Raw genomic sequence first — 23417 nt, 5'->3', positions numbered from 1 at the left:
TGACGCTTGATTGTTAACAGTTTGCTTTCAACGAACTTCACAGGTAATTATGCTACTTAGAGGTGTTTTAGCTTACCAACTTCTGCGAAGTGAGGTGACGCATGTTAATCAGCAAAGCTTTGCTGTATGTATAATAAGGGATTGCGGACTGGGTAAAAAGTCTTTCATCCCATTATTGAATTGGGAATTTTGAATCCTCAGAAATCAGTTGGCGATAACTGCGGTTTTTGCTATCCTACGCCAACTAAATCACAAAGACGATGTAATGAGGGCTACCAAAGGAGGAAGCAACAGTGTAGCAGCTACTAGCACCGCCACTAAAGCTGAAACTAGGACTGCACCGGCGGCACAATCTTTGGCGATTTTTGCCAAATCGTGGTAGGTCTGCTTGACTGTTAAGTCTACAATGGACTCGATCGCTGTATTCAGTAACTCCAATGCCAAAACTAAACCACTAGTGATACCAATTACTGCTATTTCTACTGGTGGCAGATGTAAGTAAACGCTTAAAGCGATAGCCATTGCACAAACACTGGTGTGAATGCGAAAATTACGTTGAGTTTGAAAACTATAGGTAATTCCAGCCCAGGCATACTTAAAACTAATAAATAAATTAGAAGCAACCTTCCACGAAAATTCCCGTTCGTTAGTCACAATTTTTTGTAACGAGGTAGGTGTTGGTGGTGGAGAAATTTTTTGGGACATAGACTTAAATATATACAAACACAGTTACTACAGTGGGAATTTTAGTCGATATTTATAGCGTAATTAACTTTGAGGCAATGTTTAAGCAATTTTCCATAGAGGTATTATAAAAGTATTACCCAAAATTAACACTAAGCTGTGACTCATTGTGCTATTCTTTGTCAATAGCAATACCAATTGACTTCAGCAATTTTACTTGCTGTTCTAACATTCGCTCCAAACTTTCTTCGTCAGGATGATCCCATCCCAACAAATGTAATAAGCCGTGAGCAGTTAACCAAGCCATCTCGGTTGTTAAACAGTGTCCCTGCTGTTGGGCTTGGCGTTGTGCTGTATCCACAGACACAATAATATCGCCCAAATATAGCGGTACAGAGTCAAGCATTTCTTCGCTGTGTGGAAAGTCTACCTCCAAAGCTGCAAAAGCTAAAACGTCTGTAGGCTTATTTTGTTGGCGATATTGAGCATTAAGTTCTTGAATTTCTGAATCATCTGTCAAACGCAGCCCAATTTCATAACCTAGCGCTGCTGGAATATCGGGCTGAAGTACTTCTAACCACCTATTAAACCAGTTTTCCCAAGTTTCAGCAGTAATTCGGGTATAACTTTCGTCAATATTTACCGAGTTTGTCAGGGACAAATCGTAAAAATTATCTTCCACATACAATTCAACTCCCAAAGCCACGCAGTCTCCTAGTCTGAATTCACAGTTTTGGTTAGTGAGTTAGATAGGCAAGACCAATTAGGACGGCTAAAAGTCCTATAGTTGTTAACGCAAAATGTTTTAGGGAAGTTCCTCCCTTACGCACCATATTTCGCATGGCGAGTTTTACGTAGCTTGGTTGAGGTTCTGATGAAGGAGAATTACTCATAAGTTAGTTCAATGGGTGACTCTTCTATAACTGTAACAGTTGGGTCTGCTGTCAATACGCTTCGGTTAAAGGGAAAAGGGGAAAGGGGAAAGGTTTCAAATACATCCAAATCCCCTTACCCCGGTTGGTGAGCTTGCCTGTCCTGAGCTTTGTCGTTGGCGAAGCCTCTCGTAGAGAAGGGTCGAACCATTAACCTTTTCCCAGACCACAAGGGAAGTTTATACTGCTTATCCGGACTGTATGGGGTCTGCTATGGGATTGCCATTGCTCCAAGGGAATTCCAAAAAATAAATTATTCCGGTTCCCGTCGTTGACTGCTGAGTGTCAACCGTCAACCGTCAACCGTCAACAATCTTCTGTGGAATATTTTTTTACTTGGAAGTCCCCAATCTCACAAAAACAATAGGTACTAAATAACAGTAAAAATAATTACTTAGTACCTAGAGCTAATTGCCAATTAAGCAGGTGTATTTTCCACTAGTTTATTTTCTTGCCGCAGATAAGCTTGGATGAATGCATCAAGTTCGCCATTCATCACATCTGTAATCCCTGTTGTTTCCGTACTTGTACGTAAGTCTTTCACCATTTGGTAAGGATGAAACACATAGTTACGGATTTGGTTACCCCAGGAGGCTTCCACCATATCGCCACGAATTTGGGCAATTTCTTGGGCGCGTTGTTCTTGGGCAATGACTAGTAATTTTGCTTTGAGTCGAGCTAGGGCTTTTTCTTTATTTTGCAGCTGCGATCGCTCTTCTGTACAACGCACAGCAATTCCGGTGGGAAGGTGAACAACCCTGACTGCTGTTTCTACTTTGTTGACGTTTTGACCGCCTTTACCACCAGAGCGAGTTGTAGTGATTTCCAAATCTTTCTCTGGAATATCCAACTGCACAGAATTATCGATTTGCGGCATGACTTCCACCCCTGCAAAACTAGTTTGCCGCTTACCATTGGCATTAAAGGGCGAAATTCTTACCAAACGGTGTGTGCCTGTTTCCGACCGCAAATAACCGTAGGCATAGCGACCAGTAATTTCTAGAGTTGCAGATTTGATTCCCGCTTCATCACCTTCCGATTCTTCAGCTAAAGTCACCTTGTAGCCGTGAGCCTCAGCCCAGCGGGTGTACATTCGCATCAGCATAAACGCCCAGTCTTGGGCATCTGTGCCACCAGCACCAGCATTAATCGTCAGTACAGCACCTTCAGCATCATAGGGGCCGGAAAGTAACTGTTGTAATTCCCACTGGTCGAGGTCGCGATTCAGTTTAGTGATGGTTGATTCCGCTTCTTGCAATAGTGCTTCGTCGGTTTCCAACTCCAACAACTCAACAACTGCCTTAGTATCTTCTAGACTGTTGTGCCACTGTTCGTATTGCTCCAAGTGGGCTTTTAAGTCATTAAGTTCTTGCAGTGTTTTTTGGGCTTGGGTTTGGTCGTTCCAAAATTCTGGCTGAGCAGATATTTGTTCCAGGTCTTGAATTTTTGCTGTCAGTGCAGGTACGTCAAAGATAGTCCTGGGTTTTACCCAGGCGGCTAGACAGCGTTTCGATTTCGCGTTTGAGTTCTAAAACTTCCATAGTGCTTGCTGAATCTACAAATAGAGCGCTTTGGATTTGGAAATTGCTCTTTATTTTACTCATCTTTCTTGATTTTAGCTGTAGTTGGGCAAATTCTCTTGGCACGGCTGAATATAAGTGACAAAAATTACTTGAAACTAACCAGAGCTTCTTTGCTGTTGTATGGAGGCTTTGAGAAATAAATCGATTTCACCCTCTAAAACATCTGTCACAGCAGTGGTTTCAACTTTGGTACGCAGATCCTTTACTTTTTGGTAAGGATGTAAGATATATTCTCGGATGAGCTTTTTGGATAAAGATTGTATTTGTTGGGGTTGAATTTTGTTAATCTGGACACCTTGAGCTAGAGCGATGGCCAACAGTTTACTCTTGAGAATAGCCAAGGCTTTCTCTTTGTTTTCTATCTGACGCCGCTCTTGGTCGCAAAATACACTAATTCCGCTAGGAATGTGAAACACCCGCACCCATGTTTGTGGGCGGTTGACATTGCCTTGGGAGCGTGGCACAGTAATTTCCAAATCTTTTTCTGGAATCTCAAAGTCCATAGACCGATCCAGAATCGGGCTGACTTCTACAATGGCTGGCCACATATATCGTCTGCCATTGCCACGAACAGGAGAAATCCGCACGATTTTTGTATGAATTCCTTGTTCTGATTTTAGTCAGCCATAGGCATAACGCCCTGTAATTTCTAGGGCATAACTAATGTTACCTTTCTCTTTATCATTAATGTCTAGCCCACACACCTGATGTAAGTGACTTAATCCCCATAAATAGTACATTCGGAACAAAATAGAAGCCCAATTTTGAGCTTGTATGTCACCAATCTCAGTAGTAATAGTCAGTAATGCCCCCCTTGAATTGTAGGGATTAGACAATAACTGCCTGATTTGTGCTGTTTCGATTTCTTGCTGGAGTTGAGTTAAGTTGATTTGCACCTCTTGGAGTAATTGCTCATCAACTGATGATTCCAAAAGTTCTAGAGCAGCCTCGATATCTTGTAAGATAGAGAGCGATCGCTGATATTTTTCTTGCCTTTTAGATATAAAGTATTTGATTTTTTCAGATGTCTGATGAGCAGTAGCTACATTTTCCCAAAAATCCGTTTTAGCAATTAGCTGATTTAGGTTGTGAATTCTTACAGTTAAATATCGAAGGTCAAAGACAGTCCTCTGGTTTGCCCAAGATATTTGACAACCTTTCTACTTCACTTTTGATATTTAAGAGTTCGAGCATAGTTTTGCTCACTTGAGTCTCAACTTATCTACATATTCTACTCCTAAACAGATGAAAAAAACCGTGGTTTAATTTTGACTAACCACGGTTTGACTTTAAAAACTTAACCTTTATACTAATACCTACAGGCAATTAATCACGACCATTGAGGGCAATTAGTAACCGCAAGATAAAGACGAACAAGTTGATGTAGGTCAGGTACATCGATAAAGCAGCAGGCAAATATTGATCGTTGCGGTAAGTGCGGGGCAAGATATAAAAATCAACAACTGAAGCACCAACAAACAGAAATACGCCCAAACCAGAGATAGCGATTTCTAACCAAGAAGGTGTGTAAACGCCAAATAAGCTGAAGACAAATTGTGTCAAGCACACAACCACCAAGGCTATGATGCCGAGATTGATGGTTTTGGTCAAAGCCATACCATCTTCTTCAGAAAGATTTGAACCGATTTGACGGGCTACTATGAATGTGATGCCACAACCAAGGGCGGCCAAACCAATGCCTTGAATGCCAACACCTTGGGTTCTCAAAGCAACAAACACCAAACCACTCAGGGTATATCCAGATAAAAGGCTGTAGGTTGCTAACAGAGGTAGTGCTAGACCCTTATTACCTTTTTCAGCAACATTTTGGGCGACGAAGAACAGAATTAACTCTAGAATCACCGCACCAATGAAGGTAGGAAAGAATATTCCGGGATTAGTACGGATAACTCCCAAACCTCCGTAGGTTCCCAATGCAGTTAGTACCAGTCCTCCACCAACATAGGGGAGGGCATTAGCAATCACATTAGGGCCGACGAGTCCTTGAGACTTAGCCTCGCGGATAGCTTGACGAAAATTGCTGGTATTGCTCATAGTGACTTTTTTCAGGCAAATGTCCTAATTTATTTCCATTTTTACCAATATTTGCAACTAACAACCAAGTTAGGTTGTCTTTGTGCCAACTACTATGTTTACGCATTTCTAGCACAGTTGTGCAATGCCTAAAGTTCATACTCAATTGCAATCAAAGATAGTAATTTGGGTTGGCGAGGTGGGGAGATGCGGTTTTCGCTCGCTAACCGGGAGATGAGGGAGGGGCATGGGACAATACCCAGTCAACAGTCACCAGTCAACCACCATATCCTTGTAGAAATCCATTCATACGCAATTGCAAAAAATCAGATTGCCCAGTTTTTTTTCAGGATTAATTTAGTACCGATCCGCGTTGTACTCAGTATGACAGATGAATATTGGCTAACTGATGCATCTTTCAGCATAAATAGCTAGTTTTTTGGGAAAAGTTAAGGATTTACCGTAGATCAATTATTACCTGCGAAATAAAAATTAACTGCAAGAAATCCGAGAGCAAAATCATGCGTACATCTACTGAATTGTGGAGTGTGACCCCTGATAAGTTCAGTGAAACGACGATGGCTTATTCAGTCTTGGCTAACGAAAATAATTACAGCCTTGAATAAGATATACGCAGCTCCATTTTGTCAGAAATAGGGGTTACAACAAAGGAATTTATATGGCAGCAAGTGAGTCCTCTCTACGAACTGATGGTATTGAATTATTACACTTGTACCACCAGAATCCATCTATTAAACTTCGTAATAAACTTGTACAGTTACATACTGGCTTAGTAAGAAAGATGGCTCATAAATTCAGCCATCAATGTAATGAACCTTATGAAGATTTAGAACAAATTGGTTATTTTGGTTTAATTCGGGCAATCGAGCGTTTTGATCCTAGTCAAGGATATGCTTTTAGTTCTTTTGCTGTACCATATATTCGTGGTGAGATGCTGCACTTTCTACGCGATCGCAGTACTCTATTAAAGATTCCTCGCCGTTGGCAAGAACTATACAATGAAGGACAAAAGATTCGCAAAGAATTAGCCATGTCTTTGGGTCGCGCCCCGAAGGATGCTGAAATTGCCAAAGAACTCCGGGTATCTCTGCAAGAGTGGCAAGAAACCAAGCTAGCTGCTCAAAATCGTTTACCTTTAAGTTTAGACGCCACCGCAGTTAACTATGTTGATTGCCAAATCACCTTGGGTGAAGCACTTCCTTGCCCTCGTTCTACTGCCCAACAACAACTAGACGAAGAACGGCAACAACTCCAAGGGGCAATCAATATGTTAGAAGAAAAGCCCCGCATGGCTGTTGAAATGGTATTTTTGAAGGAACTTTCTCGCAAGGATGCTGCTAAGAATATCGGCACTAGTCCGATGACAGTCACACGGTATCTGCAAAAGGGAATTCAAGATTTAATTTGCTATTTACAACCACAAGTTATGCCTACTGGTTCCTAGTCAATGGTTAGTCGTTATACCATTTTGGATGAGAGGATTTTAGATTTTGAATTTTAGGTTGAGAATTTCTTTCTCTTTAAGTATGATGTAAATCCATACTTTTTGTATTCCTTATTTAAATTGGTATTAGTAGAAAAACAACTGACTAATGACTAATGACTAATGACTAATTATCGAGATTTTAAATCAGCGATCGCACCTTTAGTCATGGCAGCAATGGCTTTATCTGTAGCTTTCGGTAAATGATAATACTTACCTGCTGCTGTTTGCGCTAATTCTTTAGCAAAGCCAGTGGAAACAAACTTACTCTCCGTATCAATCACTAAGAGTTGCATCCCCAAACTACGAATTCTCGCCGCAATTTCTATCAATTCCCCTTTGATATCTGGCTTTTCTCCTGGTTCTAGTTGTTCGCCTAAAGAACGCGCTAAGGGAATATTACCCCGCCCATCGGTGATTGCTACAAGTACTACTTGCCCAATATCTCCACTCATCTGGGCATTTAAGCCGACGCGCACAGCTTGGGTTAAACCATGCGCTAAGGGTGAACCTCCACCACAGGGTAATCTTTCTAAGCGGTTACGTGCCAAGGCTATGGAACGTGTTGGCGGTAATAATACTTCCGCTTGTTCTCCCCGGAAGGGAATCAAGGCTATTTGGTCGCGGTTTTGATAAGCTTCTGTTAACAGTTGCATCACCGCACCTTTGGCTGACTGCATCCGATTTAAGGCCATTGAGCCAGAAGCATCTACCACAAACACTACTAATGCCCCGGCTTTGCGTACTAGGCGCTTGGAGCGAATGTCACCCTGTTCGACAATTACTTTTCTGTCTGGGTATCTTTCCCTGCGTGCTTTTTGATACGGTGCAGCTGCCCTGAGGGTAGCATCTACAGCAATGCGTCGCACTTTACCTTTGGGTAACATTGGCTTAATATAACGTCCCCGGTCATCGGAAAAGATGATGCTACGACTACCAGATTTCCCCTGACGCTTGGCCATTTGGGTAAAATAAAGCACACTGTCATCCAAGATTACCCCTTCTGGATCGAAGATGAATTCTTCGGGGATACTGGGGGGTTCTTGCTGTTGTTCTTCTTGTTGTTGTTCTTCTTCTTGTTCTTCTTGTTCTGGTTCCTCTGGTTCTTCTTGATTTTGAGGTGGGGGTGGCGGTGGTGGGGGTGGTGGTGCTTGTTCTGGTGGTGGTGTCTGCACCACTGTTGCCCGTGGTACAATAACCAATTCCACAGCACGGCGCAAATCTTCGGCATTTACTGTGGTGCGTCCTTCCAAAGCGGCGGCGGCTTTGGCAACTCGCACAGCAAATAACTCGGCGCGATGTCCCTGAACTCCACCGCGAATGGCTTCATTTACCAAGTAGGCGATTTGTTCGTGGGTAATGCAGACATCCTTGAGCCATTCCCGCGCCAAGATAATTTGGGTTTTCAGACCGTCTAAATCTTCGTTGTATTGTAAAAGAAATTCTTTGGGAGATTGGGAGTAGGCGATCGCTTGCTCTACTGCTGCTACTCTTTGATCTAAGCCGAGTACGCCATCCGCAGAAAGAGCGATGGCAATTCTATCTAGTAAATGTTCCCTTAATGCTCCCTCTTCTGGGTTGTAGGTGGCAATAAATAGGGGTTTGCAAGGATGCTGAAAACTAATTCCCTCCCGCTCTATTTGGTTGCGTCCTTCGGATAATACTGTCAGTAGTTGATTTGATATTTGGTCATCTAATAAATTGATTTCATCTACATACAAGACGCCGCGATTAGCACTAGCAAGTAAACCAGGCTGAAAAATCGTATCGCCTTGTTTTACGGACTGTTCTACATCTACAGAACCGAGAAGCCGGTCTTCTGTGACACCCAAAGGAATTTGCACAAATGGTGCAGCGATGACTTCAGTGGGGACATCTTGAGTGTCTTTATCTGCATACTCTAGCAAAAGGCCATCGTCCCATTCTTCTGGGTGATTGGGGTCGCAATTGCTGATGGAACCTTTAACTACTTCGATGGGTGGTACTAGGGCGTGAATAGCACGAGCCATTACAGATTTTGCCGTACCGCGACGACCTGCGATCGCCACTCCCCCCAACCCTGGATCGATGGCTGCTAACAGCAGGGCTAATTTAATCGCTTCTTGACCGACTACGGCTGTTAAAGGAAAGGCAGTGATAGTAGGGTTAATAGTGGGCGCAGGCATGGTTTGAAAAATCGTTAGTCTCGGCCTTTAGCATATCAATTTCTGGGACATTTCAAATAAGTTCTTCCATTTCCTTTGGTTGTTTAATCAACCGTCTCAGCCCAACTGGGTTTTATTTGTATAGCTGCACCTGTGCTAAGGCTAGTTTTCAATTAGACTTTACCAAGCCCTTCGGGCAGGGAACAGCAAAAAAATCTGCCCGAATATTGGGTTTCAAGCACCTCTGTTACGAAGTTCAGATCCAAGGAAGCCTTGGCTGTAACAAAAGCGCTAAATTTATTTATGAAAAAAATCAAAATATTTGAAACGAGATGGTGCAAGCCACGAAGTTTCAATGCGTCATTGTACAAATCAAGAGATTTTAATCATGGGGTCTCGAACTGTTGCCTATTCCCTGTTCCCTGTTCCCTTTTAAAGAAGATTATCTTAATTGATGCTGAGTTTTTAGACATTGGTCACATTGGATAACATCAGGGATTGACAATTGCTCTAAGTTTATTGTTGTAGCTGGGCAAAAATTCAAGGTTTTCAGTTTCTAGTTAACAAACTGTGCGCTGCAATGCTTCGATACGCTTCTAAGAGCAATTTGCCGCACTGTACTATTTTCCAGGAGACTACAGCAATGATGAAAGCTGAAGATATCATGACCAAAAACGTAGTTACCATTCGCGGTTCGGCCACTGTGGCGGAAGCGGTGGCGGTGATGAAAGAAAAAAAATTGCGGGCGTTGGTTGTGGATCGTCGCTATGACAATGATGCCTATGGGATTGTCACAGAAACAGATGTTGTCTATAAGGTAACAGCCTACGGTAAAGATCCAAAGCAAGTGCGGGTTTATGAAATTATGAGTAAGCCTTGCATTGTAGTAAACCCTGATTTGGCTGTGGAATATGTAGCAAGGTTATTTGCTAATACTGGTATCCATAGAGCGCCTGTGATTCAAGGTAAGCTGTTGGGGATTATCTCCATTACCGACATTTTGACGAAAAGCGATTTTGTGGAAGCGCCGAAAGTGCCACTGTTAGAGGAGAGAATTCAAAAAGCTATTGAACAGGCTCGTGCTATTTGTACTGAACAAGGTGCTTATTCTAAAGCCTGTGCAGCTGCTTGGGATGAAGTAGAAGAACTCCAAGCAGAAGCAGCTCATCAAAAAGCCGAGGGTATGGTGTCAGCCAAAGTTACCTTTGAAAAATATTGTCAGGAAAATCCAGATGCGCCAGAATGTCGAAATTATCATCCGTGATTGAGGTATGGGGAAAGAAGAGGACGCGGGGAGTGGGAGACACGGGGACACGGAGAGAAAGAGGACGCAAAGAAATTATCAAATATGCTCTCGGTGTTTTCTTTCCCCGTGTCACCGCGTCCCCGCGTCTCCGTGTCCTTGTTACCGTTTAGCGACTCGCATCAATAAAAACATACCTATTCCTAAAAAAACGAAGTTGGGTAACCAAGCCCCCATAAAGGGAGAGAGGACGCCTGCTTGTGCTATCGCGCCACTGATAAAGAAAAGTAAGTAATAAGAAAAAATAACTATAACGCTAATGCCAAAACTAGTGCCTCTGCCGGTGCGTTGGGGTATGCTGCCCATTGCTGCACCCACTAAGCCAAAAACCACGCACACAAAGGGTAAGGAGATTTTTTGTTGAATTCTAACTTCCAGTTTGCGGATTTTTTGGCGATCGCCACCCAGACGTTCCACTTCTAATTGATCTAGTCCTTCGGCAATATTCATTTCATCATAGTCCCGACTTTTTTCTGCCAAATTTAATGGCGTGCGCGGTAGTTGCAGTTGTTGTTGTTCAAATCTGACAATGTTGCGATAAGAGCGATCGGCAGCCACAAAATAGATCGTACCGTTATAAAAATCCCAGACATTTTGAGAAGGATTCCACTGGGCGGATTCTGATACGACAATTTGATTCAAACCTTTAGTTGAGCGATCTATAATTGTCAAACCTGTCATACGCTTACCATCAAATTGGTCGGCGTAAAACAAGCGTGTCAAAATTCTATTTTTAGAGCCATCTGGCTGTACAACATCCTGGTATTCAGGATAAAAAATATTTTGTTGTTTAAAAGTTGGCTTATCTGATTTGAGGGCTTGATCTAAAGTCATAGCCGCTTGATAATTTGCTGCTGGTGCAATTTGTTCGTTAAATACAAATGTCATTCCTGTAACTAGAAGACTTAACATCACACCAGTTAGCACCATACGATAGACACTCACCCCACAACCACGCAAGGCTATTAGTTCGCTTTCGCTAGAAAGACGACTGTAAGTCATCAAAGTAGCCAGCAGTGTGGACATAGGGAAGGCCAAAACAATAAAGTTGGGAAACTTTAATAAAAAAACCTGAATAGCAATGTCTACAGGTAATCCAGATTCAACAACTTTTCTTACTAAATCGAATACAGCATCAATGGTGACGCCAATTGAAGAAAAAGCTCCGACACCAAAGAAAAACGGCGGTAACAATTCGCTGGCAAGATAACGATCCATAATCGTAAAAGGCAGCAGCGAGTGTAGATTGTAGAAAGATGTGACTTTCTTTGATATCATAAGCAACTTTCAAAATTAAATATTTGCAACCCTGGTAAAGTAAAGCCTTAACTCCTAAATTCTGACTTTAGACTTGAAAGCTATCACCTAAGTAATATTGGCGCACGAGGGGATTGTGGTATAGTTCGTCAGAAGTCCCAAAAGCGAGAATTTGTCCTTCACGCATAATATAACCGCGATCGGTAATGGCCAGGGTTTCGCGGACATTATGATCTGTAATTAAAATACCCATACCGCGATCGCGCAATTGAGCGACAATTTGCTGAATTTCTGAGACTGCGATGGGATCGACTCCCGCAAATGGTTCATCTAAAAATAAAAACTTTGGCCCTTCTCGTCCAGCAGCCAAAGATCTTGCTAATTCAGTGCGGCGTCGTTCCCCACCAGAAAGTTGAATTCCCTTGCTATTAGCTAATTTTTCCAAGCGAAACTCCCGCAGTAAAGTTGTTAATCGCCTTGACCACTCCCATCGTGGCACATTAGTTTGCTCTAGCACCAATAGAATATTATCTTGCACCGAGAGCTGGCGAAAAACACTTGGTTCTTGTGCTAAATAGCCAATACCCAATCGTGCCCTTTTGTGCATTGGCATTGCTGTAATGTCGAGATTACCTAGCCAGACTTTTCCTTGATTGGGTTTTTCTAAACCTGTAGCAATGTAAAAAGTCGTGGTTTTACCAGCTCCATTGGGCCCTAATAAACCAACGACTTCGCCTTGAGCAACAGAAAGGTTGACGCGGTTGACAATGACTCGCTTGTTGTAAGATTTGTGAATATTCTCTAAAACAATTTTCACTGTTGCAGCCTTTCTCAGTAGTAGATGCTAATTAGAACGCTTAAATTGTGGTGTTTGTGGGGCGGGTGTGGCAGTTTGCCCGTTATTGTTTGATTCCTCCACCATGTAGATGGACTCTACTTGACGGTTGGCTTGGGGTAAGGCGACAAATCGCCCTTCATCAATTAAATAGGTTACCTTCTCTGCCCGGATACTGTTACCTCCCTGTTGCAAAATATAGACGTTGCCACTAAAGTCAATGCGGCGTTCTTTACTAAAGTACTGTGCTTGGGCGGCGGTTGCCTGAAGCTGGCGAGAAGGATAGAACATTTGCACGTTACCGCGAGCCGTGATGACTTGAGTTTTGGCGTCATATTCTTGCACATCAGCACGGATAGTCAAAGGGCGATTTTCTGTAGATGTTTGTGCAGTAGCGGTTTGCAGTTGGTTTGGGATCGCAAAAGTTCCTAAGAGAAAACCTGGTATCAATAAGGCTAATCCAAGACGACGTATTTGGGATATGGGCAATTTGTAACAGGGTATCATTGCAATTTGGGGTTGAGAATTTGGGCTTGTGTTTTAATTATCTCAAGTACTCTATCCAGAAATGAAACGTACAATCTGGAGTGATTTACGATAACTAGTGGCTGAAATAGTGACGCTACCCCCAACCTCAAGGTTTCAGAAAACTTTATATCCACTACAGCTTATGCTGGCGTTGCAGTCAACAACAAGTGATATCATGTCCGCCTAATTAGTTATGATTCCCACAGCTATTGCACCCCACCCCTTAATCCCCTCCCCGAAGTTCGGGGAGGTGAGACAAAGCGTAGCTTTGGCTCTTCGGGGTTTTTCGGGTTTAATAAGTAATCAAGCGGACATGATATGAGTAGGGAATAGGGAGTAGAAAGTGGGGAAGACAAGATTGAACGGGGCTTGAGACCCTGACCAATGCAATCGTCTTCAAAGACGGGGCTTGTAGAGCGCTGGTTGTTGGAATCAAATCTGATTCCCACATATGATTAACATTAATTGGTCATGCTTTTGTAGTAGGATGTTTTGAACTTCCGAATTAGCAGTGATTTTATTGCTTGGTAGTTCAAAAGTGCATGAGTCATTTTGGAAGTGACAACCATTTGATAAAAATCGTAACGCTCGATGACAAGAACTTTAATTGCTGCGTCAGTTGTTGCTCTTACAGTTGCGGTTCGTTTTGTTTCTTGCAATAAGCCTATTTCACCAAAATAGGTATTAGGGCCCAATGTTTTTAAGAGTTTTGATTTGGAATTCGGTAACTCTTGAATAACTTCTACTTCCCCTTCAATTAAGATATAAAATTTGTCTGCTAATTCACCTTGGCGGATAACAATTTCTCCTGGTGGGAAGGTCAACATTTTTAATTGGGGAATCAACTCAAATAATTGCTTATCTGTTAAGGTTGGTAAAGCAATAGATAGCTGACCTTGGTAGTCTATATCAAGTTTGCCATCTTCCATACGGACGATGCGATCGCTAGCACTAAAAATCCGACTATCATGGGTGACAATCAAAACTGCACTTCCTTGTTCTTTAGCTAGCCTCGTCATCAATTCGGTGACTTCTCGTCCTGTTTGCCTATCTAAAGCGGATGTCGGCTCGTCAGCTAACAGTAATCGAGGACGATGGACAAGAGCGCGGGCGATCGCAACTCGTTGTTTTTGTCCGCCAGACAGATCCCTTGGATAAGCGTCTAGGTGCTGTCCCAATCCCACCGCTGTCAAAATTTCCCGACTTTGATTTCTTGCTTGTGAATGACTAAAATTCTCTTGTAGTTCCAAAGAAACCATGACGTTTTGTTCCACAGTCATAAAATCCAGTAAATTAAAATGCTGAAAAACATAGCCAATTCGCCGCCGTATTTGCATTCGCTGGATTTCATTGGCTCCTTTCAATTCATGAGTCAAAACTTTCAGGCTACCCTCTTGAACGGAACGCATACAACCAATGAGAGATAATAGCGTTGTTTTTCCAGAACCAGATGCTCCAGTTAAAATCACAACTTCTTTTGGTTCAATTTGCAAATCGATGCCAAATAAAATTTGTTTTTGTTTTTTGCCTTCTTGGTAATAATGATTCAGGTTTTGAATTCCAATAATTTGGCTCATAATAATTTATTTAAAAACATCTACTGGGTCTGCATCTTTCACCTTTAATAAAGACAGTGCTGCTGATATTAAACAAATTATGCAGACTAATACTAAAACTGATAATGCTGTTTCTATAGTCATTTTGATAAATATTTTTGTGACTCTAATTAGGTAATCATAAGCTATATAAGATACGATTACACCAGGAATATATCCTGCAATTACTAAAATTATTGCCTCTTGAAAAACTACGAAAACGATAGATTTCTGACTGAAACCCAGAGCTTTGAGAGTAGCGTAATTAGCAAGATTATGTGTAACTTTTACATAAAGTATTTGATATAAAATAAAAATACTGATAACTACAGCCATAATTAAAATAAATCTAAATATAAACCCCATCGGTGAATTATTTTCGTGAAATATTTTTTCTCTTTTAATTAATTCGTTTTTGGAGAATACATTAATATTCGCTGGAAGATAAGTTTTTAATTTTTGCACATTCTGTTCTATTTCAATATCTGAATTAAAACCAGAATTGAATTTAATTAAACCAATATCTATTTTTTTCAAATCACGTCCGAATAATTCACTAAAAGTTCCAGGATTCATCAAAAAAGTTGCATCATAAGCATTATTCACTCCTAATTCAAATAGTCCAACAACTCTGAGTTTCTGCAATGAGCTAGTGGTTCCTGCTAAAATTTCTGCCGATGATTCACCTTTTATTGTGAATTCCTCAATGATGGGATTGAATTCATTTCTCGCGTTGCGATCGAATAAAACAAATTTCTGTTTATTGAGTTTTTCTAGATTTTCTTTAACTCCTGGTAGGTTTAGTATTTGTACATTTGTAGGTATGCCTATAACATTGACTCTAATGCGATAAACATGCTGATTTCTGTCATACCATTGAGTTGAATTAATATAAAATGGTGCAACAAATTCAACGTTTTTGAGTGCTAATGCTTGATATAAAGGTCTTGAAGAAAAACTTACCGGTTGCAGTACAGTGGAAGAAAGAGAGCTAACTAAAACAATATCTGCATTCAAATTTAAAGTTAACTGTAATGCTCCCTCTAAAAAGGCATTTCTCAATCCCAATTGCATAAAAATCAGAAATGTAATGCAAAGTATTCCCACAATACCTGCAATTGTTTGATTCCGTTGATATCTCAATTGCAACCAAGCAATGGGTATTTTTTGAAGTTCATTGATGAAAGGGCGAATCATTGTTCAAGACCTATGGATACATCAACATTAAGATTCGTCATTGCTGCTACAATACGGCTGCTTTCTGGATTTAAGCGAATTCTCACTTCCATCACACGAGTATCGATATTCGTTGAGGAATTTATATCAGATACATTTGGTTTACTAATTTCTAAACCCAATTGGGAAATTGTTCCAGAGAGTGGTTGACTGAGACTGGGACTGGTAATTGTTGCTATTTGCCCAAAACGTACTTTGTGGATATCCGTTTCATAAATTTCTGCAACTACTACCATTTGCGTCGTATTGCCTAAATTCAGAATCCCTTGACTCCCGACCATTTCACCGGGAAATGTATGTACCTTGAGAATTTGTCCAGAACGGGGCGATCGCACCACGCTTAAGTCTAATTCAGCTTGAGCTTGCACTACCTTTGCTCTTGCTTGTCTGATTTGTGCTTGATACAACTGCACATCTACCGGACGCACTTCCGCTAAACTATTGAACGAAGCACGAGCTTGATTTACCTGACGTTGTGCTGCTTGCATTTGCAAGCGCTGGCGATCGTATTGGGAAGCTGAAATCGCTCCTTGTGCGTACAAACTGCGATATCGTGATTCTTCTACTTGGGCATTTTGCAATTCTGCTACCAGACGAGCAATTTCCGCTTGCTGGGCTTGTAAATCTCCCTGCTTTGCCCCTGCTTGTACCTGCATCAACTGTGCCTGAGCTACTTTCACATCTTCTTGTGCCGTTTTCACAGCCGCCAGACGACGAGGGTAATTATCTAACATTGCTAGCGCTTGTCCAGCCTTCACCCAATCGCCTTGCTTCACCCATAGTTGTTGGATGCGAGCTGATTCCGTTGAAGCAGGTGGAAATACTTGAATTACTTCTCCTTCCGGTTCTATACGCCCCAAAGCCGTCACCGCTACCATCGCCGGATTTACAACTTCTGGCTGGGGTTTGGTTGTTTCATTCGTCTCTTTGATTCGATATGTTATCAACCCAATGATAGTAATTATACTAATTAAAATTGTAATTATTTTTGCTGTAAAATTAGTATATTTGCGATTGCGATCGGCGATAAAAAAAGGCGTCATAATTCCTACTATTTGGGTTTTAATGGTAGATATATATGCTTTTATCTCCTGTTTATCGGTAGATAAAAACAAAACTTTTAGTAAAAATTTTATCTTTCTAATATATGCTTTAAATACTGTTACTGCAAATTATTTGCTACAGGAATATACTGAAAACAAAAAAATCGCTGGCTAGAGTGAGGAATTCGTCTCCCTTGCTTTAGCCAGCGAGTTTACCACTGATTTTTAATGAAATGACCTAAAACAGAACAAAAATTTCAAACGAAGGTGTGGGATAAATCTGAAATTGGGTCTGTGTACACCTAGTAGTCTGGCAAGTCAACTTTGGAGGGTAAAGGGTAAGGGGTAAAGGGAAAAGGTTTTGATTTTTTCCCCCTTCCCCTTTACCCTTTTCCCTTTCCCCTTTAAAGAGCCAAGTGAAATTGGCGAACTACTAGATTTCATCATCCTAGTGTGTAAATATAAGCTTGTCTTAAACGCCGTACCATTTCTCGGCGCACCTCATTTTGGACGCGGTTACCACGCCGCCAGTGTTCTAATTGAATATTATCAACGTAGAATCTCACAGAAAATTGCATACCAGCGCCTTGGATATCAGTTAGTTGAACTTGTGGCTCTTTCCAAGCGGTATTAGATTCTTTAAAACTATCATGTAACCATTCAACAAATTTTAATGAGTAGTCATCTAATCTAGTTTCATCTACTCCAGGATTGGAAATTTTTTGAAAAATCTTATTGAGTTTGATTTTCAAAAGTTCAATTTTTTGTTCCCATTCTTCAGGTAAAATACTTTGGTCTTCAAAGACTAAATCAGGGTCTTGAAGCCAAGTTTGATACCATTTGCGAATCAAACTAATCAAAGTTGGTTTTCCAGCCAGTTGTTGTTCTTCTAGGCGCGATCGCACTCGTTTTCCTTTACGTTCTGTAATCACAGCCAGACCGACAATGTTCAATATTTCTAGATAGTTTTTCTGGATACTTCTCAATTCTTCTGAATTTAAGCCTCCCTTTTCTAATTGTTTAATTTCCAAGGCAAAATATTCAAATGCTTGCTCAAGGGTTTGCAGTTGTTCGTTAACATCTTTCTCAATTAATAAACGCAGCCGTCCTGCTTCTTTTTTGGAGAGTTTATCACCCTCTGCTTCTCTTAATGCTGCGAAACTATCTAAATATTGCAGTTTTTCATCAATGTCACCTAAAGTATCTGGATGCCCAATGATGATTTCTTGCAAAATTTTTGTTGCTATTACTGCATCGGCATCAACTCTGACTGAGACTTTGATTGTATAAGCATAGTGGGTTGTAGGGCGACTGAGATTGACTATATTTTGATTACCCAATGATGTGTTTGGTACATAAACCTCGCAATGCTCGTTAATCAAATATAGTTTGGTCACTCGGATACCAATTTGTTTGATAATTGCAATTGACCCATCTGGCATGGAGATAACATCTCCAAATTTAAATGGTGTATCAACTAACAATACCAACCCGCTGAAAAAATCGCTTAAAATATCTTTGATTGCCAATCCCAAAACTACGGTAATACTACCTATTGCTAAACCAATGCCACTTAAATCTACTCCAAGGGTGCTGAAAAACAGAGAGATGCCAATTATGTATGTGATTACTGGAATAAAGTTTTGCAGTAGTGGAATTAATACATCATCCCAGACAGCTTCAGTTTTGCGGGCGTAGTCTTTTAAATAGGAAACTGCTGCTTCTGTAAAAAATACAGTTACTAAGTAAGTAAAAGCAGCAATTAGCAAAGCTGTGAGTCCTCGGTCAATCCAATCTATAATTCCTCCTGAACCTAATTGGAATAGAGAAACCTTGAGACTAGCAAATATAAAAATTGCGATGGATGGAGTTTGTGAAATCGCAAGAATGAGCAGGGCTGTATCTTGTTCTGTACGCCTAAAAAAGGATCGTAGTATATAAAAGATTAATACATAGATGACAAAAAAAACAATTACAGATGCCGCAAATGTATATAAAAAAGCATTGATTTGTGTTGCTGTTGGCATAGTGGGGGGTGCTGGTGGTATCGGGGTTTTTGATGTAGATTCTGCCGCTTGGGCAATGAGGGTATAAATCATTTGGTGTTTACCTCAAATCTTCAGTAATTTGAAAGTTTGTTGTTGTTAAAGGATGATTGAAATTTGGGATTTTTCCTGCAATGTAAAATCTAAAATTAAATGACTCTGGAATTATTGGTAAATTAATCTTCTGTACTTGCAACACCACTGGGAATCACAATTCCTTCGCTCAATAGAGTATCTGTAAAAATCTTGCGGAGAATACGCTGGATTTGCAGATGTTTTCCTGGCTTGACTTTCGTCAATGTCCGCAACAACAAGTTAGACTCTCCAAGGCTTTCGATGCCATCCACTTGTGTAGCTTCGAGTACATCTGGATAATCTGCTTTTAACTGCTGTCCTACCTCCTCAATTACTTTATAGACATGAGTTAAGTTGGAATCATAGGGAAGGCCAACTTCTACTACTGCATAGATGTACTGTTTGGAGTAATTAGTAATTGACCCAATATTGCCATTTTGAATAATCTGTAATTGACCGTTGGGGTGTCTGACACGGGTAGTTCTCAGTTCAATTGCTTCCACAATACCTTCAACGATTCTCTCTTCAGATTTTCCGGCCTCAATATAGTCTCCCACTAAGTAGTAATTTTCAAACAGAATAAAGAAGCCGCAGACAATATCGTTAATTAGTGTTTGTGCCCCTAAACCCACAGCTATACCCACAATACCTGCACCTGCAAGTATGGGAGTAGGATCGATGTCCAAGATATAAAGAATGGAAACAATGGCACCGAAATAAATAAAGTATTGTAAGAAACTACGAAACAGAGGAACGAGAGTCAGACGCCTACTTATTTGAATTTCACTGAGATTCTGGTTTTTAAACAGTACCTCTTCAACAAATAAGTAGACGACCTCAAACAATACACGACTAATAAAGATGATGGCGATGATTTTGATGATTCGCGGGCCAAAAACTGCGACGTTGGCAATTAACTGCACTTGTTGAATTACCAATGTCGCCATGCAGACATAAATTACAAATTCTAAACATCGCTTTAAAAAGGGTATCAGATGTCGGAGGCGATCGTAAAACCTCAGGAGGTTATCAGGGCTAGAGTATCTAAGACTCAAAGCATCTAGACTATCAACTACCACCGCTACTGCTTTAAGTATCAGCAAACCCACGGCGATAATTAAATAAATCCGCAGTGCAATGTAGAGATATTGGGAAACTACTGGTGGTAATTTCAGAAATTCCGCACACAAAATAGCAGCCCACAACCAAATTCCACCAGTGACTCTTTGATTGAGGGCCTTGAAGAAAGCATCAATACTTTCATCATCAGCAGTACTTCTTTCTAAATTCTTGGCGCTAATGTTAGCGATCTTCAAGGAATAATTGACGAATTTCACTGCGATCGCCACTACAATCAATAGGGCGGCGCTTTTGGCTATACCAATTCCTAGATCTATCCAAAATTCTAAGGGAATACGGCGAATTATGTTGAGCGTGTATTCTTGTAGATTTTCACCACGATAAATTAAATAACCATTGCCACCAACAATTAAAATCGACAATACCAAACAAGTAAGTAAAAGTAACCCTGTAATGTTGCGTCGTAGGGTTTTGATACTCCGATCGTCATTTCTAAATATAGAGGATTTAAAAAACAGCTTGAATGCTTTACCTACAAGCCAGTTAATGAGTAAGAAAACAAAGATTATCAGGATAACTTCAGCAACAATAATTAATATGTTCATTTTTGAGCATACATTTAAATAATTTTCCACAACATCCAAATGGACAGATGTTAATTATTTCATATAATTTTATTTTGTCAATCTTTTAAAATTTAATCCATTTTTATTAATTTTATTTATGTTAATAAGTCTTGCTGTCGCTAGACATGATGAAAATATTTCATGTCTGCAATTATTAAATTCATTCAAATTAGATATGTTTTGCGACAAGCAAAGTAGAATATCTGGATATTTGGTTACTAGTTATTTTGTATTAAAAGTATTTTTGAATGAAACCAGAAATTAAGTAAAGAGAAAATTGTTGTTTAATTTCCGTCAAGATATGCTTCGAGGTACAAAAATTACCTACATTTTGTATCTTATAACTGTATAAACAAAATTATTTTTTAGTATAAAAACTAACATAATTTTGTTTGTTAACTTGAAAGCTAATTGTTAAAATCAAGTTAATTGCTATATATTAAGCAATTGTAGGTTACCACACAACAAAATAAATGTAAATACTTGCTTTGTAGGTTTTTTAAAAAATATACTACTGTTAACTCCAGAACATAGCCGAACATTGACTACATTTTGGGTTGTTGGAGTTGCCTAGATCTCAATGAAGGTGAAAAGCGACCTACACATCCAGAAAATGAATATCGATCAAGTGCTGCAAGTTCTATCAGTCAGCCAAAAAAAACCTTTAACACCTCTACAAGAATTAGTATTGCGTTTGTCCTGGGAAGGAAAAACTTACAACCACATGGCAGCCGAAATTCACTATGGGGCACAAAGCATCAGAGAAGTGGCTTCGCAGCTGTGGCAATTACTTAGTAAAATTTTTGAGCAACCAATTAGCAAAGCCAACTTCCGCCACACTTTAGAAGTGCGCCCCCTCACTAAAGTGCAACAGCAACAGATTGAAAAACACGCCACCATTACCGTTCCTACCCTAGAATTTCCCAGCGGCCCAGTAATGTTATCCTCTCGCTTTTATATCCCTCGTCCGCCGATTGAGGAATTTGCTTATAGAGAAATTACTGAACCTGGTTGTGTTATTCGCATCAAAGGCTCTAGCCAGATGGGGAAAAGTTCTCTGATGCTACGCATTATTAATTACGCTGCGTCCGTTGGCTATCGCAGTGTTAACTTGGATTTTCAGCAAGCAGACTCAACAGTATTTGGCAACCTGGATAAATTTTTACGTTGGTTTTGTGCCAACATCAGTAGTAAGTTAGAGCTAGAATCGAGACTTGATGAATATTGGGATGAAGATATCGGCAGCAAAGTTAGCTGCACCAACTATTTTCAAAGGTATTTGCTAAAACATCTTACTTGTCCCTTAGTTTTGGCATTGAAGGAAGTGAATCGGGTGTTTGAGTATCCGGCCATCGCTCAAGAATTTTTACCTTTGTTGCGTTCTTGGCACGAACAAGCTAAGCAAACAGAAAATTGGCAAAAACTCCGGCTGCTTGTAGTTTATTCAACAGAAATTTATATTCCTTTAAAGCTCAATCAATCGCCCTTTAATATCGGATTACCGCTAAAGTTGCCTGCGTTTACAATCAAGCAAGTACAGGATTTAGCACAGCGTCACGGGCTAGATTGGAGAGATGGTAAAGAAGCCAAGCAATTGATGTCAATGGTAGGGGGACATCCCTATTTAGTGCGCCTAGCTTTGTATCACATTTCTCAGGAAAAAGTGACCTTAAAACAGTTATTACAACAAGCAGCCACAGAATCAGGAATTTATAACGACCATTTACGACGGCTATTAGCAGCACTCCAGGAGGAGCCAGACTTAGCTGCTGCGGTTAAGAAGTTAATTGCTGCACAAGATATAAAATTAGAATCTATGCTTGCTTATAAATTAGAAAGTCTTGGGCTGGTGAAACTTGAGTGCGATCGCGCTAAATTTTCCTGTGAATTGTATCGTTTGTATTGTGAATCAGCAAATTTACATAAAATAGTAGGGAATAGGGAATAGGGAATAGGGCATGGGGCATGGGGCATGGGGCAGAAGAGGCTCCAGGGGAAAAACTAATCCCCCCTGCTTCCCTGCTCCCTCATCTCCAGTCACTAGTCAGACGTAGGGAGTAATGGTGCGATCGCCAATGCATCCAAACCTGTGATATTAACTACCTGTTCCACTGTCATACCAGTGGCTAGTAAGTTGCGTGCTGTTTGTAATAATTGGGATTCTGCTTTTTCGGCTCGTTGGCGTTCTTGTTCGGCTCGTTGGCGTTCTTGTTCGGCTCGTTGGCGTTCTTGTTCTTCGGGTGTTGGCAGTAATTCTCCCTCCAAAGTTGCCCAGCGTAGCCAAGTGGCGTCAATTCCTTTGTAATTTCCTTGCCAACGCTGCAAGGCTAACCCTAAGGATTCACTTACCAATTGATGGCGATCGTTAATCACCAGTGGTTGGTAAACTCTTTGTTGGATAGAAAAACCCGCCCAATCATCTGGGTTAAATGGGTCATACCAGAAATATTCTGGCACGCGCATTTGATTTTGATAAATCAGCTTTTTCTCGTTTTTGTCTGTGGTGGCTGTACTTTCGGAAAGTAACTCAATGACAACATCCGGGGCTTTTCCTTCTTCCCAAACCACCCAACTTTTACGTTCGCCTTGAGGGACACCCAACACCACAAAAAAGTCCGGCCCTCTAAAGTCTTGGTTTCTCACCTGCGCCAGACTGTAGTAGACAAACATATTACCGCCGACAAATCCATCTTCTCGGTGTGAAAGCCAAGGGATTAAGCCATCTATCAGCAAGTCTATCTGGACTTTGTGCCGTGCGCTTTCCATTGGGACACCATCATCATAAGGGAGTTCTGCTTGGGTGGGTGGAATTTCAATTAGAGGTGCAGGTAGGGTGGTTTCTGACATGGCTGTTAATCACTAGTAGTTCGCTTTCGTGACTTAGCTCTTTAAAGGGGAAAGGGGAAGGGGGAA

Annotated in this window: 21 protein-coding genes; 4 read left to right on the top strand and 17 right to left on the bottom strand. The window is 40.8% G+C overall.

The annotated features are described in order from the left end of the window. Positions 1 to 249 precede the first annotated feature (249 nt). From VF06_RS33540 to VF06_RS33510, 7 genes are all read right to left on the bottom strand, one after another. Positions 250 to 705 carry a diacylglycerol kinase family protein gene (locus tag VF06_RS33540; protein ID WP_099070513.1) on the bottom strand — a complete coding sequence of 152 codons (456 nt, stop codon included), beginning with the start codon at positions 703 to 705 and terminating at the stop codon, positions 250 to 252. Positions 706 to 856: 151 nt separating this feature from the next. Next, positions 857 to 1384: an rRNA maturation RNase YbeY gene (gene ybeY / locus VF06_RS33535; RefSeq protein WP_099070534.1), complete on the bottom strand. Its 528-nt coding sequence runs from the start codon at positions 1382 to 1384 to the stop codon at positions 857 to 859. A gap of 37 nt (positions 1385 to 1421) precedes the next feature. Beyond that, complete coding sequence (locus tag VF06_RS33530) at positions 1422 to 1577, bottom strand: DUF3285 domain-containing protein (RefSeq protein WP_099070512.1); 156 nt, start codon at positions 1575 to 1577, stop codon at positions 1422 to 1424. Between the two features lie 457 nt (positions 1578 to 2034). Further along, positions 2035 to 3157, bottom strand: a protein-coding gene (gene prfB, locus VF06_RS33525; RefSeq protein ID WP_099070533.1) for a peptide chain release factor 2 whose coding sequence is annotated in 2 segments (ribosomal slippage) — positions 2035 to 3084 and positions 3086 to 3157 — 1122 coding nt in all. Because the reading frame shifts where the segments join, the coding sequence is not laid out codon by codon here. A gap of 137 nt (positions 3158 to 3294) precedes the next feature. Then, on the bottom strand, positions 3295 to 3786 hold the full coding sequence (locus VF06_RS33520; protein WP_143861827.1) for a peptide chain release factor-like protein: 492 nt from the start codon (positions 3784 to 3786) through the stop codon (positions 3295 to 3297). Between the two features lie 33 nt (positions 3787 to 3819). Continuing rightward, entirely contained in the window at positions 3820 to 4293 is a 474-nt protein-coding gene (locus VF06_RS33515) for a PCRF domain-containing protein (protein WP_257207633.1), read from the bottom strand. Between the two features lie 232 nt (positions 4294 to 4525). Further along, the gene (locus VF06_RS33510; RefSeq protein WP_099070509.1) at positions 4526 to 5254 is read right to left on the bottom strand and encodes a Bax inhibitor-1/YccA family protein; all 729 of its coding nucleotides are present in this window, start codon (positions 5252 to 5254) and stop codon (positions 4526 to 4528) included. Between the two features lie 658 nt (positions 5255 to 5912). Here VF06_RS33510 and VF06_RS33505 point away from each other — a divergent pair. Continuing rightward, positions 5913 to 6698: an RNA polymerase sigma factor SigF gene (locus tag VF06_RS33505; protein WP_099070507.1), complete on the top strand. Its 786-nt coding sequence runs from the start codon at positions 5913 to 5915 to the stop codon at positions 6696 to 6698. 170 nt (positions 6699 to 6868) lie between these two features. Here the strand turns inward: VF06_RS33505 and bchD are convergent, their stop codons facing one another. Further along, positions 6869 to 8902, bottom strand: coding sequence for a magnesium chelatase ATPase subunit D (gene bchD / locus VF06_RS33500; RefSeq protein WP_099070506.1), 2034 nt, complete (start codon positions 8900 to 8902; stop codon positions 6869 to 6871). 622 nt (positions 8903 to 9524) lie between these two features. Here bchD and VF06_RS33495 point away from each other — a divergent pair. After that, entirely contained in the window at positions 9525 to 10145 is a 621-nt protein-coding gene (locus VF06_RS33495; protein ID WP_180267485.1) for a CP12 domain-containing protein, read from the top strand. Beyond that, a complete protein-coding gene (locus VF06_RS41620) occupies positions 10142 to 10297 on the top strand; it encodes a hypothetical protein (RefSeq protein ID WP_180269961.1) in 156 nt (51 codons plus the stop codon). The genes VF06_RS33495 and VF06_RS41620 overlap by 4 nt, the downstream gene beginning before the upstream one ends. Here VF06_RS41620 and VF06_RS33490 read toward each other — a convergent pair. The 8 genes from VF06_RS33490 to VF06_RS33455 form a co-directional block, all read right to left on the bottom strand. After that, the gene (locus VF06_RS33490) at positions 10287 to 11402 is read right to left on the bottom strand and encodes an LptF/LptG family permease (RefSeq protein ID WP_099070505.1); all 1116 of its coding nucleotides are present in this window, start codon (positions 11400 to 11402) and stop codon (positions 10287 to 10289) included. The genes VF06_RS41620 and VF06_RS33490 overlap by 11 nt on opposite strands. A gap of 127 nt (positions 11403 to 11529) precedes the next feature. Further along, entirely contained in the window at positions 11530 to 12258 is a 729-nt protein-coding gene (gene lptB / locus VF06_RS33485; RefSeq protein ID WP_099070504.1) for an LPS export ABC transporter ATP-binding protein, read from the bottom strand. Between the two features lie 27 nt (positions 12259 to 12285). Next, positions 12286 to 12783: an LptA/OstA family protein gene (locus tag VF06_RS33480; protein WP_099070503.1), complete on the bottom strand. Its 498-nt coding sequence runs from the start codon at positions 12781 to 12783 to the stop codon at positions 12286 to 12288. 482 nt (positions 12784 to 13265) lie between these two features. Next, positions 13266 to 14381, bottom strand: a complete 1116-nt coding sequence (locus VF06_RS43435; RefSeq protein WP_099070502.1) for an ATP-binding cassette domain-containing protein — start codon at positions 14379 to 14381, stop codon at positions 13266 to 13268. 6 nt (positions 14382 to 14387) lie between these two features. Continuing rightward, positions 14388 to 15596 (bottom strand): ABC transporter permease DevC, encoded by a 1209-nt coding sequence (gene devC, locus VF06_RS33470; protein ID WP_099070501.1) that lies wholly within the window; start codon positions 15594 to 15596, stop codon positions 14388 to 14390. After that, positions 15593 to 16678 (bottom strand): ABC exporter membrane fusion protein, encoded by a 1086-nt coding sequence (locus tag VF06_RS33465; protein ID WP_099070500.1) that lies wholly within the window; start codon positions 16676 to 16678, stop codon positions 15593 to 15595. The genes devC and VF06_RS33465 overlap by 4 nt, the downstream gene beginning before the upstream one ends. A gap of 443 nt (positions 16679 to 17121) precedes the next feature. Continuing rightward, positions 17122 to 18777 (bottom strand): mechanosensitive ion channel family protein, encoded by a 1656-nt coding sequence (locus VF06_RS33460; RefSeq protein WP_244918087.1) that lies wholly within the window; start codon positions 18775 to 18777, stop codon positions 17122 to 17124. Positions 18778 to 18899: 122 nt separating this feature from the next. Next, positions 18900 to 20483, bottom strand: a complete 1584-nt coding sequence (locus VF06_RS33455; RefSeq protein ID WP_099070499.1) for a mechanosensitive ion channel family protein — start codon at positions 20481 to 20483, stop codon at positions 18900 to 18902. A 634-nt stretch (positions 20484 to 21117) separates the two neighbouring features. Between VF06_RS33455 and VF06_RS33450 the strand changes: the two genes are divergently transcribed. After that, positions 21118 to 22452: an AAA-like domain-containing protein gene (locus VF06_RS33450; protein ID WP_099070498.1), complete on the top strand. Its 1335-nt coding sequence runs from the start codon at positions 21118 to 21120 to the stop codon at positions 22450 to 22452. A gap of 92 nt (positions 22453 to 22544) precedes the next feature. Here VF06_RS33450 and VF06_RS33445 read toward each other — a convergent pair whose 3' ends face one another. After that, complete coding sequence (locus VF06_RS33445) at positions 22545 to 23351, bottom strand: Uma2 family endonuclease (protein WP_099070497.1); 807 nt, start codon at positions 23349 to 23351, stop codon at positions 22545 to 22547. Positions 23352 to 23417 lie beyond the last annotated feature (66 nt).

Source organism: Nostoc linckia z4, from assembly GCF_002608075.1.
GTDB classification, from domain to species: Bacteria; Cyanobacteriota; Cyanobacteriia; order Cyanobacteriales; family Nostocaceae; genus Nostoc; species Nostoc linckia.
The sequence above is the reverse complement of the archived record's forward strand: the minus strand, read 5'-3'. Positions and strand labels throughout refer to the sequence as shown.

Excerpts from the sequence above, each read along its gene's own strand:
- VF06_RS33540 (WP_099070513.1), bottom strand. The coding sequence starts at position 705 with ATGTCCCAAAAAATTTCTCCACCACCAACACCTACCTCGTTACAAAAA.
- VF06_RS33530 (WP_099070512.1), bottom strand. The coding sequence starts at position 1,577 with ATGAGTAATTCTCCTTCATCAGAACCTCAACCAAGCTACGTAAAACTC.
- VF06_RS33510 (WP_099070509.1), bottom strand. The coding sequence starts at position 5,254 with ATGAGCAATACCAGCAATTTTCGTCAAGCTATCCGCGAGGCTAAGTCT.
- VF06_RS33505 (WP_099070507.1), top strand. The coding sequence starts at position 5,913 with ATGGCAGCAAGTGAGTCCTCTCTACGAACTGATGGTATTGAATTATTA.
- bchD (WP_099070506.1), bottom strand. The coding sequence starts at position 8,902 with ATGCCTGCGCCCACTATTAACCCTACTATCACTGCCTTTCCTTTAACA.
- VF06_RS33495 (WP_180267485.1), top strand. The coding sequence starts at position 9,525 with ATGATGAAAGCTGAAGATATCATGACCAAAAACGTAGTTACCATTCGC.
- VF06_RS33490 (WP_099070505.1), bottom strand. The coding sequence starts at position 11,402 with ATGGATCGTTATCTTGCCAGCGAATTGTTACCGCCGTTTTTCTTTGGT.
- VF06_RS33480 (WP_099070503.1), bottom strand. The coding sequence starts at position 12,783 with ATGATACCCTGTTACAAATTGCCCATATCCCAAATACGTCGTCTTGGA.
- VF06_RS43435 (WP_099070502.1), bottom strand. The coding sequence starts at position 14,381 with ATGAGCCAAATTATTGGAATTCAAAACCTGAATCATTATTACCAAGAA.
- devC (WP_099070501.1), bottom strand. The coding sequence starts at position 15,596 with ATGATTCGCCCTTTCATCAATGAACTTCAAAAAATACCCATTGCTTGG.
- VF06_RS33465 (WP_099070500.1), bottom strand. The coding sequence starts at position 16,678 with ATGACGCCTTTTTTTATCGCCGATCGCAATCGCAAATATACTAATTTT.
- VF06_RS33460 (WP_244918087.1), bottom strand. The coding sequence starts at position 18,777 with ATGATTTATACCCTCATTGCCCAAGCGGCAGAATCTACATCAAAAACC.
- VF06_RS33455 (WP_099070499.1), bottom strand. The coding sequence starts at position 20,483 with ATGAACATATTAATTATTGTTGCTGAAGTTATCCTGATAATCTTTGTT.
- VF06_RS33450 (WP_099070498.1), top strand. The coding sequence starts at position 21,118 with ATGAATATCGATCAAGTGCTGCAAGTTCTATCAGTCAGCCAAAAAAAA.
- VF06_RS33445 (WP_099070497.1), bottom strand. The coding sequence starts at position 23,351 with ATGTCAGAAACCACCCTACCTGCACCTCTAATTGAAATTCCACCCACC.